This is a genomic window from Algibacter luteus (genome assembly GCF_900141715.1).
In the GTDB taxonomy this organism is placed as follows: Bacteria; Bacteroidota; Bacteroidia; order Flavobacteriales; family Flavobacteriaceae; genus Arenitalea; species Arenitalea lutea.
In genome coordinates, this window is sequence record NZ_FQYK01000004.1 from 320,145 (window position 1) to 338,303 (window position 18,159).

Genomic DNA, 18,159 nt, shown 5'->3' on the forward strand with positions numbered 1-18,159 from the left:
GTGTTATTTTTTTCTTAAATCGAGCGTGTTTGGAAACTCAAAATTAATGGGCAACTCTTTATATTTAAACTTTTTTAAACTTGTTTTCTTCTGAATACCTTGGTATTCTTTTTTAGTAATTTTATCGTCTTGATCTGGGACCACATCACCCTGTGTATGCCCAAAGCCCCAGAAACGATTAATACGTCTCGATTCGGCTTCATAGCTATTTACAGGATACGTTTCATACGAACGCCCTCCTGGATGCGCCACAAAATAGGTACAACCTCCAATAGACTGTTTGTTCCAAGTGTCAATAATATCAAATACTAAAGGCGCATCAACACCAATGGTTGGATGTAATGCTGAATACGGATTCCACGCTTTATAACGGATTCCAGATACATATTCACCTTTTACACCTGTGTTTTTTAAAGGCACTTTTACGCCGTTGCAAGTTACAATATATCTTTCATCTACAAAGTTTGAAATTTTTATTTGAATACGTTCTAACGACGAGTCCACATAACGTGCGGTTCCGCCGCCAGCCATTTCTTCACCAAGGACATTCCAAGGTTCAATAGCAGCTCTTAATTCTACATGCATGTGGTTTATTGTGGTCATTCCATGAAGTGGGAATCTGAATTCGAAAAACGGGTCGAACCAATCTTCTCTGAATTCATAGCCAGCTTTATTTAACTGACGTACAATATCTTTGATGTCTTCGCGAACAAAATGTTCAATTAAAAATTTATCGTGTAATTCGGTTCCCCAACGCACCAAATCGTGTTCGTAAGGCGTTTTCCAAAACCAAGCCACTAAGGTTCTCACTAACAAATTTTGCATCAAACTCATTTGTGGGTGAGGCGGCATATCAAAAGCACGAAGTTCAAGAATACCTAATCGACCAGACGATGAATCTGGAGAATACAATTTATCAATACAGAATTCTGCACGGTGCGTGTTTCCGGTTAAATCGGTTAATAAATGTCGAAACAATCTATCGGTTAACCAAAACGGCACATCGCCGCCTTTCGGGATTTTGCTAAAAGCAATTTCCAGTTCGTAAAGATTTTCCATTCTAGCTTCATCAATACGTGGCGCTTGACTGGTAGGTCCAATAAAAGCACCAGAAAATAGATAGGATAATCCCGGGTGATGCTGCCAAAAGGTTAATAAGCTTCGTAGTAAACTCGGTTTACGCAACAACGGACTATCGGCAGGAGTAACACCACCTAAAGTCACGTGATTACCACCACCAGTACCTGTGTGTTTACCGTCTAGCATGAATTTTTCGGTACCTAGTCTAGATTGTTTGGCATGTTTGTAAAGCGTTATGGTATTATCAGTAAGCTCTTTCCAATTTTTTGCTGGGTGTACATTTACCTCTATAACGCCCGGATCTGGCGTTATTTTCATAGATTCTAAACGGTTATCTTTTGGAGGATCGTAGCCTTCTAAAATAACAGGGATGTTTAAGGCTTTAGCTGTCGCTTCAATAGATGCCATTAAATCTAAAAACATTTCAGCAGTGTCTAAAGGAGGTAAAAATAAATAGAGCTTGCCTTCTCTTACCTCTGAACATAATGCGGTACGAATGAAGAATTTTTCTTCACTTTTTTCAACCTTATTATTCTGAAACGCTTCAAAACGTTTGTTCACTTGTGCAGTGAAATTTGGAAACTTTTTTGGTTTTGAAAATTGGTCGGGCTCCACCACAGGAAACTCTTCTAGCTTCGCCTTTTTTATGAGTGATTTTAATGGTAATCGTAATCCCACTGGTGAATTTCCAGGAATCAAAAAGATGTTTTTTCGTCTTAGCTTCCAAGCGGAAGTTAACCAAGTATTCTTGTAATTATTTAAGGGTAACACATAACCAACTGGTTTGGAAGTGCCTTCCTTCAAGATTTCTTTTAACTTATCTTTGACTAATAAATTACCATTGTCTTTTGTCGGATCAATATCAATAGGCATTTTCCCTTCTTCCCACAAGAAATAAAAACTATCCTCGTAAGTTGGCTTTATAAATTTATCTGAAACGCCTAAATAGGTCGTTAAGGTTTTCAGGAATTTTTTATCGGCATTTTTTGGTAAGGTATAATCATCAGCAAATAGCGATAACAAGTTTTTAGTATTCCAAATGGGTTTGCCATCTTTTCGCCAGCAAATCTCAATAGACCAACGTGGAAGCGGTTCTCCTGGATACCATTTCCCTTGGGCTTGATGTAAGACACCGCCTTTACCAAACTCGTCGTATAATTTTGCGGAGAGGTCTTTAGCCAACTCCCTTTTATGTGGACCATCGGCATCAGTATTCCATTCCGGAGACTCCATATCATCAATAGACACAAAGGTTGGTTCGCCTCCCATAGTGAGACGTACATCGCCTTTTTCTAATTGTTCTTCTACTTTAAAACCAAGATTGTAAATGGCGTTCCATTGCTCTTCGGTATAAGGTTTGGTAACTCTGGGCGATTCAAAAATTCGTTTTACGGAGTTTTCATAAAAGAATTCGGTTTCACAAATATCTGTCATACCAGAAACGGCAGCAGCACTTTCAAACGATGGTGTACAAGCCAAAGGAATATGTCCTTCACCAGCCAAAAGACCAGACGTGGCATCAAGACCAATCCAACCAGCACCTGGAATGTAAACTTCTGCCCAAGCATGTAAATCGGTAAAATCGGCTTCAGGACCAGAAGGACCATCTAATGATTTTTCATCGGCAGACAATTGCACCAAATAACCGGAAACAAAACGCGCTCCCAATCCTAAGTGACGCATCACCTGAACAAATAACCAGGCATAATCTCTACAGGACCCATTTTTGCGTTCTAAGGTTTCTTCACAGGACTGCACACCCGGATCCATACGGATGTTATAGTTTAGAAATTCATATATTTTTCGATTGATATCGATTAAAAAGTAAATGGTTTTTCTAGGCGTATAATCAATGGTCTTTAAAAATTCCTGCAATAAAGTGCCTTTATCTGTTATTTCTAGATAAGGGATAAGTTCTTTTTGTGTGGTTTCGGTATATTTAAACGGAAACTCTTCAGCATATTTTTCTACAAAAAAATCAAACGGATTTATGGTTTTTAAATCTGCAATAATTTCAACATCTACAGAGAGTTCGGTAGTTTTTTCCGGAAATGTTAATCGCGCTAAGTAATTCCCAAAAGGATCTTGTTGCCAATTAAAGAAATGATTTTCAGGCTTTATTTTTATCGAATAGGCTTCAATAGGTGTTCTGCTATGTGGTGCAGGACGAAGTCTAAAAATGTGAGGAGATAATGCTACAGAACGATCGTATTTATACAATGTTTTATGCGAAATAACTACTTTAAGCGCCATATATGGATTGGTTTTTTGATATTACAATTTAAGTTATTTCTTTTTAGTATTTACAGAAATACCGTTTAAATAGTCATATAATTAATAGGCATTAATTGTGATTTTAATTTATTTAGTGTCCTGAAATTGAAAATTTTCAAAAAGCGTAAGTTTTCTATTGAAACTACTTCTTACATGGAAATCTAATAAAAAGAAATGGCTGTCTTTAAGATTTATAAACTTGATTTTCTTGTTCGGCAACGCGAATAAAGGTAGTGCGTTTGGTTAATTCTTTTAATCGAGCTGCTCCTACATAAGTGCATGTACTGCGCAAACCACCTAAAATATCCAGAATGGTTTCATTGACATCACCACGATAGGGCACATCAACCGTTTTGCCTTCACTAGCGCGATATTCGGCAACGCCTCCAGCATGTTTATCCATAGCTGTTGTAGAGCTCATCCCGTAAAATTGTCGAAATTTTTGTCCGTTTTTTTCAATGATTTCACCACCGCTTTCGTTATGTCCAGCTAACATGCCGCCTAACATCACAAAATCCGCTCCTGCGCCAAAGGCTTTGGCCACATCACCTGGTGAAGCGCAACCACCATCGCTTATAATTTGTCCGCCTAAACCATGTGCTGCATCTGCACATTCAATGATTGCCGAAAGTTGCGGATAGCCTACACCAGTTTTTATGCGTGTTGTACATACAGAGCCGGGACCAATGCCCACTTTAATAATATCGGCACCAGATAATAGTAATTCTTCAACCATCTCGCCAGTAACAACATTACCTGCTATAATCACCTTTTCGGGATACTGAGCGCGTACGTTTTTTACAAAATCTGCGAAGTACTCAGAGTATCCATTAGCTACATCAATACATATAAATTTAAGTTGCGGATGTGAAGTGAAAATTGCGCTTAATCTTTTGTTATCTTGCTTACCAATACCTGTGCTAATGGCTATATAATCTTCAATGCCTTGTGGTGCTTGGTTTAAAAACGCATCCCATTCTTCTAAACTGTAATGTTTATGTATCGCAGTAATGACTTTGTGTTTTGATAAAGCGGTTGCCATTTCGAAGGTTCCAACGGTATCCATGTTTGCGGCTATAATAGGAATACCTTCCCAAGTTAACGGACTGTGTAAAAATTTAAAATCGCGGTTTAAAGTCACTTCAGATCTGCTTTTTAGCGTCGATCGTTTCGGGCGAATCATCACGTCTTTAAAGCCTAATTTTATTTCGTATTCAATGCGCATAAGTTAATTTGTATTGTAAGTTTTTATTATAATCTAAAAATAGAGAAATTCAGAAGAAATACGAAGCTTAATAGGTGGAATAGTTTTGTTAATTACCATAATTATAGATATGTTTGTTAAAAATGCACTAAATGAAGATTTTCCCTAAATCTATTGGCAAAATAAAAATGAAAAAGAAGCTTTCAATCTTCATTTTTGTGTCTATTGCTGCCATATTAATAATTGGATTTTTCTTTATTGAAAAAAAAATATATGCTGAAAGTGCGGCAATCTTCCTCTTAATTTTAGCCATTATTCAAGTTTTGGCTTTGCAATATTTCCTAAAAAATCAACTTAAAAACGACGTAGTTAAATCTAATTTGAGATTAAGGTTAGAGGAATTAAAAGACAAGCTAGAACTATCTGAAGAGTTAGCGAATCATAAATCGATTTATTTGGCTAACATGAGTTACGAAGTGCGCACTCCTTTAAATACCGTTTTAGGGATGCTAAATATGCTAAAACAAACTAATTTAGATAGCGACCAATCGGCGCAAGTTGAAATTGCCGAATACTCTTCCAAGCATTTATTGCAACTGGTAAATATGGTAACCGACAATGCTGAAGCTAATGAAGAGGAGGTGACATTGAATTTAAAAACCGTAGATTTAAAAGCAGACTTAACGAAGCTCTTTAAGGTATTTGAATATCAAACCTGGGAGAAAGGATTAGAATTTGATTTTAAATTTTTATCAGAAGAAAACGGTAAATTTTTAGTACTTGCTGATTCTGCTCGAATTCAACAGGTATTAATTAATTTGATTAATAATGCGATAAAATTCACGCATACAGGAAAAATCTCAATCATCGTTGACCAATCTGTTGGAATAGACAACGATCAAATCATAACCTTTTATATAAAAGACACGGGCATTGGTATGAAGCCAAAAGATGCTAAAAGTATTTTCATGAATACTGAAGGCATTGGGAAAAATTCTATTTTAAGAGATTACAGAGGTGGCGGCATGGGACTTATAATTTCTCATAAATTGGTGAGTATTATGGGTGGGCAATTGAAAGTTGAAAGTAAAGAGAATGAAGGCTCTACGTTTTACTTTAGTTTACAGTTGAAAAAGACTTTAAATGTGAAATCTGAAGAGGAGATACATCGCCCCGTTTTATCCGATAAATTTAATGTTTTAGTGGCAGAAGATAATAGGATGAACCAAAAGGTCATCAAGTTTATTTTAGAGCGACAAGGCGCTGATTGTACATTCGCAAAAAACGGATTGGAAGCTGTAGATTTATACAAAATATTAGATTTCGATATGATTTTTATGGATATCTACATGCCTGATATGGATGGATATGAAGCTACCAAATTCATAAAAGAAACCGAAAAATATGCCATTTCTAACACACCTATAATCGGTGTTTCGGCAAGTGCTTTTGAGAAAGATATTGAAAAAGCGAAACTCGCAGGTATTGATGATTATTTATCAAAACCTATTGATGTTGAAAAGTTAAAAAAGCTATTAGTAAAATACGCTCACAAAGATATTGAGACTGAATAATTTTACGTTTTTATTTTATAGCAATAACACTTATTTCTACGTTAACATTTTTAGGTAGTCTTGCCACTTGTACCGTTTCTCTTGCTGGTGCATTAGCATCATCGAAATAACTACCATAGACTTCATTTATTTGTGCAAAATCATCCATATTAGAAATGAAAATTGATGATTTTATAACGTTCTCAAAAGTCATACTTGCTGCTTCTAAAACCGATTTAAGATTCTGCATAACCTGATGCGTTTCATCTTTAATGTTTTCTAAAACTAAGGCATTAGTTTCAGGGTTAATAGCTATTTGACCCGATGTGTATAAGGTATTGTTAACTAAAATGGCTTGATTATAAGGCCCAATAGGAGCAGGCGCTTTATCAGTAGTTATAATGGTTTTCATAAGCAAAGAGTTTAAAACTGAATATCTGGTTGTCTACGTTTTTCGTATTTAAGATCGCTAAGTAAACTAGATTTTATACCAATAAAAAAGTTCCAAGAACTTCTATCACTAAAAGGTACCCAACTAAAATTCATTCGCCAACTTAATAAATCACGTTCAAATCGTAATTGCGTATATGTAAATCCAGCATTTTTTAAATCATAACCCGAAGATCCACCAATAGACCATTTTGGTGACAGTTGAATATCGCCAGAAAACATAAGCGAGTGGGAGGATATTTCATTTTGTCTGGCACTGTTAGAATAATTTACCGCATAAGCTACCCTCAAATTCCAGGGGATTTTATAGTTGTATAACTCACCGGAATCTTCTTCTTCCTTACCTTCGTCGCCTCGTATTTGCTGATTTGCAAAATCTTCTGAAACGCCAAATAAATCGTCTGCACGACCACCGCTTCGAATATTTTCTTCTATACCGCTGTCCTTTTTCTTGTCTTTAGTATCCGCCTTTTTACTTTGTAATGACCAGCTGGCGTTCATACTTGCACTAGTTAATCTAAAAAGACTTCCTCCGTTATCAATATTAAACTTGTCGATTTTTTTATTATTATTATCTAAAGCGTAGGGGTCAAGTGTGGCATTAAAGTTAATACTAAGCTTGTTCTGAAAAAGTTGTGTACCACCAGACATCCTTACCGGACTCCATTGTAATGAATCGCCTGCGAAATTATATGAAGTTGAAAAATTTAAATTGTTTAATAATGTAATCTTTTTAGCTTCCGTTGCCGTAGAATCTCTATCTCTTACTTTGGCTTCTAAATTGTTAGAAACTGAGATGCCCATAGAACTTGAAAAGTTTTTATTAGGCGTACCAAAAACCCCATTTTCAAAACGGGTGTATTCTATAATGTCTCTTGTTGTTGTTCCATCAGCATCTATAATTTCATCACCTTCATAAGAATCATAATATTGATCAAAAGAAGGGTTGATGTTATAACTTATAGAAGGTCTCATAACATGCCTTATGGCTTTTATTTTTTTATCCTGACCTTCTTTTTCAAAATTAAACATACCGTAAATGGTTGTTCCTATGCTTGTACTGAAATTATAGGTTCTAAAAGCATCAAACCCTTTAACATCTTCAGTTATGGTTTCATCTTCTGTAGTGTCGTAACTTCTGTTGATGGTTTTAAACGTCCAAACCTCATTAAAATTCGTACTGGCACTAGCACTAAAATATTTAAATAGCTTAAAGTTGGTTGCAAGCGGTATGGTATGCTGAAAACCTGCTTTAGCCTCTTCGAACATTTCTTTTTTAAAGAATAACGAATCTGTAGTTTGAATTTGGTTTTCACCTCTGACGTTATACTGTAAATTTATATTTTGAAATATTCCTTTTTTTGAGCCAGATTTAGAGGCAAATGGATACATTCTGCCCACACTTCCCTGAAATGTAGGTAGCGTCATGTTAATCGTTTCTGTATTGGTGTTTTGCGAGTGCGTTGCCGTTAAACTATAATTAACCTGAGGTTCTCCAGAAAATGTTTTGGAATAAGAGACCGAAGAAGATAAAGTATTATTTAAAAACGCTCCAGAATTGACTTGGTTTACCGAAGAACGATAATAGGTACTACTACCTAAATTCACTGAGGCCGAAAAACGAGAACTTGGATTTGCTTTGGAATCTTGACTGTGCGACCATCTAAGATTATATACCGTATTTTTAGCATAATCAGGAAAACCACGTTCGCTAGAAATTAAATTTTCATACCTAAAACCTACATTACCACGAAATCTGTAACGTTTGGCATAAGTGCTTTCTAAGCGGGTTCCATAACTTCCGTTTGTATAATAATCACCTAAAACAGCTAAATCAACATAATCACTTATGGCAAAATAATAACCACCGTTTTGTAGAAAGAAACCACGATCGTTTTGTTCTCCAAAAGTTGGAATAATCACACCTGAAGTATGGGTTTCACTTTGAGGAAAAAATCCGAATGGCAATCCTAAAGGTGTTGGTACATCATAGATAAATAGGTTTGCAAGTCCGGTTACTATTTTTTTACCAGGTACAATTTTAGCCTTTCTAAGTTTGATGTAGTATTCAGGATCTTCAAGATTTTCGGCAGTCGTATATTTGGCGTCTTTTACAAAGTAAACCGAGTCGTTTTCTTTTTTTGTGATATTTGATACTACAGTTCCTTCACCTTGCTCGGTTTTAGAGTTGTAAATAAGTGCTTTTTGCGACTGAGTATTAAATACAATAGAGTCAGGTTCAACCACGTTTGTACCTTGAGTAAAAACAGGTTTTTGGGTATAACCATTAATAGTATCGGTAATTCCTTTGGCATAAACCGTGTTTGTGTTATAATCTATGGTAATATCACCAGCAGTAATATTCATATCGCCGTAATCAATTCGCGCTTCGTTGTATAAATACAATTTTTGCCTTTTTTGACTAAAGCGCGTATAATCATTGGCGTGATACTTTACGATATTTTCTAAAAGCTCTTTTTTAGGTTTTATAGAGTCTTTTACAATGGTATCTTGAGTTTTTTCTGAAGCCGGAATTAGAAGATCATTTACATTTGTACTCACACTGTCTTTTACGGTTCTATCAAGCGGTTTTCCTTTTTTAGGGATGTCTTGAGAGAAGCTTAACGTGTTAATAAACACTGTAAAACTTAATGCAAAAAGTATTTTAAAGTTGTTTGTACGCAACGCTTTTAAATGTATTTTTGTAAAAGTATGGCTCGGTTTTTGAAAAGCCAAAATTACATATATTTTTCTGGGATTAATTTAATATTCAAGTAAAAATTTAAATTTAAAATAAACAAGGTTTTTTAGTCGTTAAAATGGCATAAAAATTGAATTTAGTTTTTATCAAAAATGATGCCTTTGATGAAATGATGGGGCGCCAGATGAAAAAATAGTAATTACCACATGAAAACGAACAACATTATACATTTCGTATCTTTTATAATAGTATTAACATTAGTTTCTTTTACTGGTGTTGAGGCACAAAACAATTCTAAAAAATTTGTCGTGGTGTTGGATGCTGGTCACGGTGGTAAAGACCCAGGAAACCTTGGTAATGGTTACAGAGAAAAAGATATTGCCTTAAAAACAGTTTTGGCCATTGGTAAAGAGTTAGAGAAAAATAAAAACATAAAGGTTGTCTACACGCGTAAAACCGATGTGTTTGTAGATTTATTTGTTAGAGGAAAAATTGCCAATAAAGAAAAAGCAGATTTATTTGTATCAGTACACTGCGATTCTCATACGTCGCAGGCCTACGGTGCCGGTACATTTGTATTAGGAACACATAGAAATCAAACCAATTTTGAAGTTGCTAAAAAGGAAAACTCAGTAATTTTTATGGAGGAAGATTACGAGAAAAACTATGCCGGTTTCGACCCTAATTCCCCAGAGTCAGTGATGAGTATTTTGTTAAGCCAAGAAGAATATCTCGATCAAAGTATTCAATTAGCAAGCTTAATTCAGAAAAAATTCACTTCTAAATTAAATCGAAAAGACCGTCGAGTAAAACAAGCTGGTTTTATCGTATTACATCAAACTGTAATGCCTAGTGTTTTGGTGGAGTTGGGCTTTTTAACAAATAAAAAAGAAGGTGCTTATTTAAATTCTAAAAAAGGCCAAATACAAATGGCAGAATCAATAGTAGAAGCTATTTTAGATTACAAAAGTAGAATAGATAATAATGTAAGTGACTATGTTTTAAATGATATTGAAACTGATGTTATTTCAGATTCGGACACTAATCTTGAAAACATCACATTTAAAGTTCAAATAGCCGCAAGTTCTAAAGCTTTAGATACAAAACCTTATAATTTTAAAGGTTTAGATGTGATTTCTAGACATAAAGAAGGTAATTTGTATAAATATTTTTATGGAAATTCTTCAGATTATGAAGCAACTAAAACCCTTGAACAAGAGGCAAAAAGCAAAGGATATACATCAAGTTTTATTGTAGCATTTAAAGACGGAAAAAAAATAGCTTTAATCGACGCTTTAAAATCCATTCCTAATTAAAGGTATTCTTCTTAAATTTATATTAAATTTGTTATTCTAAAGAATTCAGTTTGAAAATATCTAAAGAAGTTAAAACAGGCATACTCGTATTATTAGGCATCGTCCTTTTTATTTTTGGATTCAATTACCTCAAAGGTCAAAACCTGCTTAGTTCCTCACTAACTATTTACACAAGTTATAATAATGTTGAAGGTTTAGTGCCGTCAACACCAGTAACCATTAATGGTTTGCAAGTAGGTAAGGTAACCAGTATTGGTTTTAAAGGCGATGGCTCTGGAATATTACAGATTGAATTGTCGGTTGACAGTGATTTTAAATTTTCAAAAAACAGTAAAGCAGAGTTATACGAAACAGGATTGATAGGAGGGAAAGCCATTGCTATCATACCTGCTTTTGATGGTGCTGAAAATGCCCAAAAAAATGATTTTTTAGAAGGTTCAGTTAAGCCAGGTTTAACAGCTTTAGTGAATCAGCGCTTAACGCCATTACAAGAAAAAATTGAAATCATGATGGTAGGAGCAGATTCGTTACTCAATAATATCAATGAGGTTTTCGACGAAAAAACAAAAGCCAACTTAAGAGCGAGTTTTGCAGGTTTAAATGATGTGATTCAGAATTTCAAAAACACTTCTAATTCACTAAATAGTTTGATGGCTAGTAACGAGGAAAAATTGAACAATACCTTAGCCAATGTTGATAATATCTCTTCAAATTTAAATAAAACAACAAGCCAGTTAGCGAATGCCAATTTAGAAGAAACGATAAAAAATCTTGAATCTACTATTCAAAACTTCAATAACATTTCTAATAAAATTAAGAACGGAGAAGGCTCGATTGGAAAACTTTTAGAAGACGACGGACTTTATAATAACTTAGAGGGGGCAAGTTTGCAGCTCGAGCAGTTATTAGAAGACATGAAATTGAACCCGAAACGTTATGTGCATTTCTCTTTATTTGGAAAAAAGCCAAAACATTACGATGCCGAGGGTAATGAGATTGAAACTAAAGACTAAATTAAGCCATAGATATGAGTTATCTTCCTAATCTCCTTTTTATAATAATACTATTTCTAGGAATTGGTTTTTTTGCAAAAAATGTAAAAAAATTAATGAGAAATATTAAACTGGGTCAAGACACCGATGTGAGCGATAATAAAGCGCAACGCTGGAAAAATATGGCGATGATTGCGTTAGGGCAAAGTAAAATGGTGCGTCGCCCAATTGCAGGGATATTGCATGTTGTAGTTTACGTGGGGTTCATAATTATAAATATTGAAGTTCTTGAAATTATAATTGATGGTATTTTCGGCACACACCGCATTGGTCTTCAAATATTACCACAATCGGTTTATGGTTTTTTAATAGGTAGTTTTGAGGTGTTAGCCGTTTTAGTTTTTATAGCGGTTATTGTGTTTTGGTTACGTAGAAATGTAATAAAACTAGCGCGTTTCTGGAAAAGCGAAATGACCAGCTGGCCAAAAAACGATGGTAATTATATCTTGTATTTCGAGATGGTTTTAATGACGTTATTTTTAGTCATGAATGCCACCGATGTAAATTTTCAAGCCTTAAATTCTGGTAATGTTATTAGTCAATATATGGCACCATGGTTTTCAGGATTAAGCGAAGGCACCTTACACATTATAGAAAGAGGCGCTTGGTGGCTGCATATTGTTGGTATTTTAATATTCCTTAATTACTTATATTTCTCAAAGCATTTACATATTTTATTGGCGTTTCCTAATACCTATTATGGCAACTTAAAACCCAAAGGGCAGTTTAATAATTTAGAAGCAGTTACCAATGAAGTAAAAATGATGATGGATTCTAATGTCGATCCTTTTGCTGCACCTGCCGAAGGTAGTGAAGATGAGGTTCCAGCAAAATTCGGTGCCAGCGATGTTCAAGATTTAAATTGGGTGCAATTACTAAACGCCTATACATGTACCGAGTGCGGACGCTGCACAAGTGAATGTCCTGCAAACCAAACTGGTAAAAAATTATCACCTAGAAAAATCATGATGGATACCAGAGACCGTCTCGAGGAAGTTGGTAAAAACATCGATGCTAATAAAGGCGAATTTAAAGAAGACGGTAAACAGCTTCTAGATAATTATATTACCCGAGAAGAACTTTGGGCATGTACATCATGCAATGCCTGTGTGGAAGCTTGTCCTGTTAGTATCGACCCGCTTTCAATCATTCTAGAAATGCGTCGTTATTTAGTTATGGAACAATCCGCAGCGCCTACCGAATTGAATAATATGATGACGAATATAGAAAATAACGGTGCGCCATGGCCTTATAACCAAATGGACCGTTTAAACTGGAAAAACGAATAATAAAATAATAAGGGCGTTACCACAAGGGTCGGGCTTTCACTTTATCTTTTTGCTTTTCATCGCAAAAAGGATACCGCTACAATCCCTAACGCGATAAACAACATAAAACAAATTCCTGCAAAGTTTTTAAACTTTAAAGGTCTTAAACTAAAAAAAATGAGCGAATTACTTAAAGTACCAACCATGGCAGAATTCATGGCTCAAGGAAAACAACCCGAAGTACTATTCTGGGTTGGTTGTGCTGGAAGTTTTGATGATAGAGCTAAAAAAATCACAAAAGCTTTTGTAAAACTATTAAACAAAGCCAATGTAGAATTTGCAGTTTTAGGAACCGAAGAGAGTTGTACTGGCGATCCCGCAAAACGTGCTGGTAACGAATTTTTGTTTCAAATGCAAGCCGTTACAAACATAGAAGTGTTAAATGCTTACGAAGTAAAAAAAATAGTTACGGCTTGCCCACACTGTTTTAATACCATAAAAAATGAGTATCCCGATCTAGGTGGAAATTACGAGGTTATGCATCATACCCAGTTTTTAAAAACTCTGCTTGATGAAGGTCGCTTAACTATTGAAGGCGGAAAATATAAAGGCAAACGCATCACATTTCACGATCCTTGTTATTTAGGTAGAGCCAATAATGTGTACGAAGCACCAAGAGAACTCATTCAAAAGTTGGAAGCCGAATTAATAGAAATGAAAAACTGCAAACGCAACGGTTTATGTTGCGGAGCAGGAGGTGCGCAAATGTTTAAAGAACCAGAAAAAGGTGATAAAGATGTTAATGTAGAACGCACAGAACAAGCCTTAGACGTAAAACCAGAAATTATCGCTGCCGGTTGTCCATTTTGTAACACCATGATGACCGACGGTATTAAAGCCAAAGAAAAAGAAAGCGACGTCGCCGTAATGGATGTTGCCGAATTAATTGCAAATGCCCAAGATTTATAAATAATATACCATGTTAAAATACACCTTATTAGTAGTAAACCTATGTTTTGTTGTGAATGTTTTTGCACAAGACAAAACCAGAGAACAAGTGATTGAATTAATGGCGGAAGACACTTGCGAATGTATAAAAAAAGACAAAACCTCTTTCACTCAAGATAAATCCATGAATCAAAAGCAAGTTGCTTTGGGTTTATGTTTATTAAAAAGTTACAACACGCGTAAATCTGAGTCTTCAGCCATGAAGGATAGTGGTATAGACGATTTTGAAGCACTAGGCGAAGAAGTAGGCATTCAAATGGTTTCAACTTGTGGTGTTGAGTTTATGGCCATATTTAGCGACGAACAGTTAGGTGAAATTATTGACGATGTAGATGAAGATGAAACTGCGCCACCACCACCTGCAGCAAAAAACGATAACGACTTACAATTAGAAGCCGAATTATTGTCCTTAAGTAACGATGCGGTTTCCTATTTTCAAGTTAAAGATGCTTTTGATAAAACGCATACCTTTATAATAAATGAGCAATTTGATGGTTATAAATTATTAAAGAAATCTAACTTTAATAAGTCATTTAATATCTATTATAAAGAAATAGATATGTTCGATTTAAGTGAGCGCAAATACGTTAAAAAGAAGGTAGTTAAATACCTTGAACTAATAGATTAAATCACATTCATGCTAGTAGAATTTAATACATTACCAGAAGAATCACGCGTTTGGATTTACCAAGCCAATCGTTCATTTTCTGAATCCGAATTGGAAGAGATAAAAGCTAAACTAAATATCTTTATTGAAAACTGGACAGCACATGGTAGTGATCTTCAAGCAGGTTATCTTATTAAATATAAGCGCTTTATAGTTATAGGTTTAAATCAAAACTTAAATAATGCCACAGGTTGTTCGATAGATGCTTCGGTACATTTTATCCAACAATTAGAGAAAGACTACAACGTCGATTTAATGGATAAAATGAATGTCTCTTACAAACAAGGCGAATTCATTGCACACAAATCACTTACCGATTTTCGTAAAATGGCAAAAGACAAAGCTGTGTCTAAAAACACCATTGTGTTCAACAATTTAGTAAACACGGTAGCAGAATTTAATGAAAACTGGGAAGTACCTGCAAGCGAAAGCTGGCATGCCCGTTTTTTAAAGTAATGTTTCATTCTTAAAACTTATTTAAAGACAAATCAAGTTTAAGGTTTACCTCAGTTTTAATATAGTTCGTGTTTGTTCACAAACTTCTTTATAAATCTATCTTAAAGTCTTTTCATCTTCTTCTTAAAAGTATTATTTTGGCGCTATTATTGGTATTAGTAATTACTGGTAATCCCCATTAAAAATCTAAATATGCGTCAAATCACTATAATATTTATTGCCTTATTTTCATTTGCCCTTTCGGTTGCTCAAACAACTAAAAATCCGCTTTTAACATCAGACTACGCTGCTCAAAAAAAATGGGTCGATAGCTTATATGCTTCTATGACTTTAGAGGAAAAAGTGGGACAGCTGTATATGGTTCAGGTGATGTCCAATCAAGACCAAGCTACTAAAAACAAGGTCATTAAAACCATTAAGGAACATAAAATTGGAGGTATCATATACTCGAATGGTGGTCCAGTAAGACAGGCTAAACTAAATAATGAGCTGCAAGCTTTATCGAATATTCCCTTGCTTATAGGTATGGACGCAGAATGGGGCTTAAGCATGCGCTTAGATTCTACGTATGCCTTTCCTTGGAATATGACATTAGGCGCCATAAAAGATAATAAGCTTATTGAACAAACAGGCAGACAAATAGGGGAGCATTGCAAACGCTTAGGTGTTCATTTTAATTTTGCACCTGTGGTTGATATCAACACCAATCCCAAAAACCCAATAATTGGAAATAGGTCTTTTGGTGAAGATCGGGATAATGTGACCGAAAAAGCGTCTTATTTTATGAAAGGTATGCAAGATGCCGGAGTTTTGGCTAATGCAAAGCATTTTCCAGGTCATGGAGATACAGACCAAGATTCACATTTAACACTACCTACTATTAGCTTTAATGAAAAACGCATCGATTCTATAGAGTTATTCCCATATAAAAAATTAATTCACGAAGGGCTGTCCAGCGTCATGGTTGCGCATCTTAACGTGCCAAGTTTAGAGCCTCGAGATGGGTATCCTTCATCGTTGTCAAAACATATTGTAACCGATATTTTAAAAGAAAGATTAGGGTTTAAAGGACTTATTTTTACAGATGCTTTAACCATGAAAGGTGCTGCAAACTTTAGTGAAACTGGAGATATTGATTTGGCAGCATTTCAAGCAGGTAATGATGTGATGCTTATGTCTGAAGATGTAGGGATCGGCGTTGCAAAAATTATTGAAGCCTATAAAAATGGAAAAATCTCAGAGTCTCGTTTAGAGCATTCCGTTAAAAAAGTGCTTCAAGCCAAATATAAAGTTGGTTTAAATAGATATAAACCTGTAAAGCTTTATAATTTATCAAAAGATTTACTCAGACTTAAAGATGATATTTTATACGAAGAATTGCTAGAAAACGCCATAACAGTTGTAAAAAACAAAAATAACTTATTACCGTTGCAAAGGCTTGAAACCAAAACGTTTGCCTATGTGAAATTGGGTGACGACTCAGGTTCTGCGTTTTTAGATGAATTAAGAAAATATGCTAAAGTTCACGAGATTCAATCTGATAATCTTTATACGTTTATGAGTAGCTTAAAAGCTTATAATACAGTGATTGTAGGTTTTCATCGTTCTAATGATAATCCGTGGAAATCTTATAAATTTAGCAATAAAGAATTGGTTTGGTTACACGAAATAGCACAAAACCATACAGTTATTCTAGATGCTTTTGTTAAACCATATGCACTTTCTAGTCTTAAGAGTTTAGTGAATTTTGAAAGCATCGTTGTAAGTTATCAAAATAGTGAAATTGCCCAACGTAAATCGGCACAGCTTATTTTTGGTGCCATCCCTTCTAAAGGAAACCTACCTGTATCTATTGGAAATCATTTTAAAGTAGGAGAAGGCATTCACAATAACGAATTAAAAAGGTTAGGGTATACCATTCCGGAGCGGGTTGGTGTGAATTCTGAAAAATTAAAAAAAATAGATTCAGTAGCTCAAGTCGCAGTAGATAAAATGATGACTCCAGGAATTCAGTTGTTAGTGGCGAGAAAAGGGAAAGTTATTTACAATAAAAATTTTGGCAAACACACATATAACGGTAAAGAAAAAGTTGCCTTCGATGATATTTATGATGTAGCATCCCTTACTAAAATTTTAGCAACCTTACCTTTATTAATGGAGCTTGAAGAACAAGGTATCGTATCCTTAAACTCAAAACTATCAGATATTTTACCTGAGTATAGAAATTCAAACAAATCGCATATCACTCTTAAAAGTATGTTGTCACATTATGCGCGATTACGTCCTTGGGAACCATTCTACTATCATACTCTAGACACGATTACCAAGCGCCCAAGTAAAAAATATTATCGAAATAAAAGAAGCAACAATTTTAATATTGAAGTGACTAAGAATTTATTTTTAAGAACTGATTATCAGGATTCTATACCTGAAATTATAAAAAATTCGGAGTTATTAGAGTCACAAAGATATCGTTACAGTGACTTTCCATATTATATTTTAAAGAAATTTATAGAACAACATTACGACAGAAGGTTAGACGAGCTTGCACAATCGCATTTTTACGAACCGTTAGGAGCAAATTATACCTTGTATAACCCTTATTACAAAATAAGTAGTAAGAAGATTGTGCCAACAGAAATGGATGATTATTATCGGTACCAAAAAATACATGGTTATGTTCATGATATGGGTGCAGCAATGCAAGATGGTGTAGGTGGTCACGCAGGTGTGTTTAGTAATGCCAACGATGTTGCGAAAATTATGCAAATGTATTTGCAGAAAGGCTATTATGGCGGTAAGCGTTATTTAAAACCTGAAACTATTGATAAATTTAACACCTGCTATTATTGTGATGATAATAACCGTAGGGGTATCGGTTTTGATAAACCTCAATTAGGTGATGATGGTCCTACATGTGGTTGTATTTCAATGACAAGTTTTGGGCATTCTGGATTTACCGGAACATACACTTGGGCAGACCCAGAAGAGGAAATAGTTTATGTATTTTTAGCAAATCGAACATTTCCACATGCTGGAAAAAATTTATTGTTAAGAGAAAATATTAGAACAGAAATTCAACGCTTGATTTACGAAGCAATTGAAAATTAAAGACACTTAAAATTCATAT

General features: G+C 34.8%; 12 protein-coding genes. 8 read left to right on the plus strand and 4 right to left on the minus strand.

The features are described 5' to 3' along the window. Nucleotides 1–3 precede the first annotated feature (3 nt). Both BUA46_RS09885 and BUA46_RS09890 read right to left on the minus strand, forming a co-directional pair. A complete protein-coding gene (locus BUA46_RS09885; RefSeq protein ID WP_019386415.1) occupies nt 4–3,333 on the minus strand; it encodes a transglutaminase family protein in 3,330 nt (1,109 codons plus the stop codon). 205 nt (nt 3,334–3,538) lie between these two features. After that, the gene (locus BUA46_RS09890; RefSeq protein ID WP_019386414.1) at nt 3,539–4,579 is read right to left on the minus strand and encodes a GMP reductase; all 1,041 of its coding nucleotides are present in this window, start codon (nt 4,577–4,579) and stop codon (nt 3,539–3,541) included. Between the two features lie 131 nt (nt 4,580–4,710). Between BUA46_RS09890 and BUA46_RS09895 the strand changes: the two genes are divergently transcribed. After that, nucleotides 4,711–6,132: a response regulator gene (locus BUA46_RS09895; RefSeq protein ID WP_019386413.1), complete on the plus strand. Its 1,422-nt coding sequence runs from the start codon at nt 4,711–4,713 to the stop codon at nt 6,130–6,132. A 10-nt stretch (nt 6,133–6,142) separates the two neighbouring features. Here BUA46_RS09895 and BUA46_RS09900 read toward each other — a convergent pair whose 3' ends face one another. Next, nucleotides 6,143–6,523 (minus strand): RidA family protein, encoded by a 381-nt coding sequence (locus tag BUA46_RS09900; RefSeq protein ID WP_019386412.1) that lies wholly within the window; start codon nt 6,521–6,523, stop codon nt 6,143–6,145. An 11-nt stretch (nt 6,524–6,534) separates the two neighbouring features. Further along, complete coding sequence (locus BUA46_RS09905) at nt 6,535–9,297, minus strand: putative LPS assembly protein LptD (RefSeq protein WP_019386411.1); 2,763 nt, start codon at nt 9,295–9,297, stop codon at nt 6,535–6,537. Between the two features lie 171 nt (nt 9,298–9,468). On the opposite strand from BUA46_RS09905, the gene BUA46_RS09910 reads away from it, so the two are divergent. The 7 genes from BUA46_RS09910 (at nt 9,469) to BUA46_RS09940 (ending at nt 18,140) form a co-directional block, all read left to right on the plus strand. Further along, nucleotides 9,469–10,578 carry an N-acetylmuramoyl-L-alanine amidase family protein gene (locus BUA46_RS09910; protein WP_019386410.1) on the plus strand — a complete coding sequence of 370 codons (1,110 nt, stop codon included), beginning with the start codon at nt 9,469–9,471 and terminating at the stop codon, nt 10,576–10,578. 50 nt (nt 10,579–10,628) lie between these two features. Continuing rightward, complete coding sequence (locus BUA46_RS09915; protein WP_019386409.1) at nt 10,629–11,591, plus strand: MlaD family protein; 963 nt, start codon at nt 10,629–10,631, stop codon at nt 11,589–11,591. 14 nt (nt 11,592–11,605) lie between these two features. Beyond that, complete coding sequence (locus BUA46_RS09920; protein ID WP_026009915.1) at nt 11,606–12,919, plus strand: 4Fe-4S dicluster domain-containing protein; 1,314 nt, start codon at nt 11,606–11,608, stop codon at nt 12,917–12,919. 156 nt (nt 12,920–13,075) lie between these two features. Beyond that, on the plus strand, nt 13,076–13,867 hold the full coding sequence (locus BUA46_RS09925) for a (Fe-S)-binding protein (protein ID WP_019386407.1): 792 nt from the start codon (nt 13,076–13,078) through the stop codon (nt 13,865–13,867). Between the two features lie 10 nt (nt 13,868–13,877). After that, nucleotides 13,878–14,534, plus strand: a complete 657-nt coding sequence (locus BUA46_RS09930; RefSeq protein ID WP_019386406.1) for a hypothetical protein — start codon at nt 13,878–13,880, stop codon at nt 14,532–14,534. A gap of 9 nt (nt 14,535–14,543) precedes the next feature. Beyond that, nucleotides 14,544–15,029, plus strand: a complete 486-nt coding sequence (locus BUA46_RS09935) for a hypothetical protein (RefSeq protein WP_019386405.1) — start codon at nt 14,544–14,546, stop codon at nt 15,027–15,029. 192 nt (nt 15,030–15,221) lie between these two features. Next, nucleotides 15,222–18,140 (plus strand): serine hydrolase domain-containing protein, encoded by a 2,919-nt coding sequence (locus BUA46_RS09940; RefSeq protein WP_019386404.1) that lies wholly within the window; start codon nt 15,222–15,224, stop codon nt 18,138–18,140. Nucleotides 18,141–18,159: the final 19 nt, after the last annotated feature.

Bases quoted from the DNA above. Each gene is read 5' to 3' on its own strand.
- BUA46_RS09940 (WP_019386404.1), top strand. From the start codon at position 15,222: ATGCGTCAAATCACTATAATATTTATTGCCTTATTTTCATTTGCCCTT.
- BUA46_RS09900 (WP_019386412.1), bottom strand. From the start codon at position 6,523: ATGAAAACCATTATAACTACTGATAAAGCGCCTGCTCCTATTGGGCCT.
- BUA46_RS09935 (WP_019386405.1), top strand. From the start codon at position 14,544: ATGCTAGTAGAATTTAATACATTACCAGAAGAATCACGCGTTTGGATT.
- BUA46_RS09920 (WP_026009915.1), top strand. From the start codon at position 11,606: ATGAGTTATCTTCCTAATCTCCTTTTTATAATAATACTATTTCTAGGA.
- BUA46_RS09930 (WP_019386406.1), top strand. From the start codon at position 13,878: ATGTTAAAATACACCTTATTAGTAGTAAACCTATGTTTTGTTGTGAAT.
- BUA46_RS09925 (WP_019386407.1), top strand. From the start codon at position 13,076: ATGAGCGAATTACTTAAAGTACCAACCATGGCAGAATTCATGGCTCAA.
- BUA46_RS09910 (WP_019386410.1), top strand. From the start codon at position 9,469: ATGAAAACGAACAACATTATACATTTCGTATCTTTTATAATAGTATTA.
- BUA46_RS09885 (WP_019386415.1), bottom strand. From the start codon at position 3,333: ATGGCGCTTAAAGTAGTTATTTCGCATAAAACATTGTATAAATACGAT.
- BUA46_RS09895 (WP_019386413.1), top strand. From the start codon at position 4,711: ATGAAGATTTTCCCTAAATCTATTGGCAAAATAAAAATGAAAAAGAAG.
- BUA46_RS09890 (WP_019386414.1), bottom strand. From the start codon at position 4,579: ATGCGCATTGAATACGAAATAAAATTAGGCTTTAAAGACGTGATGATT.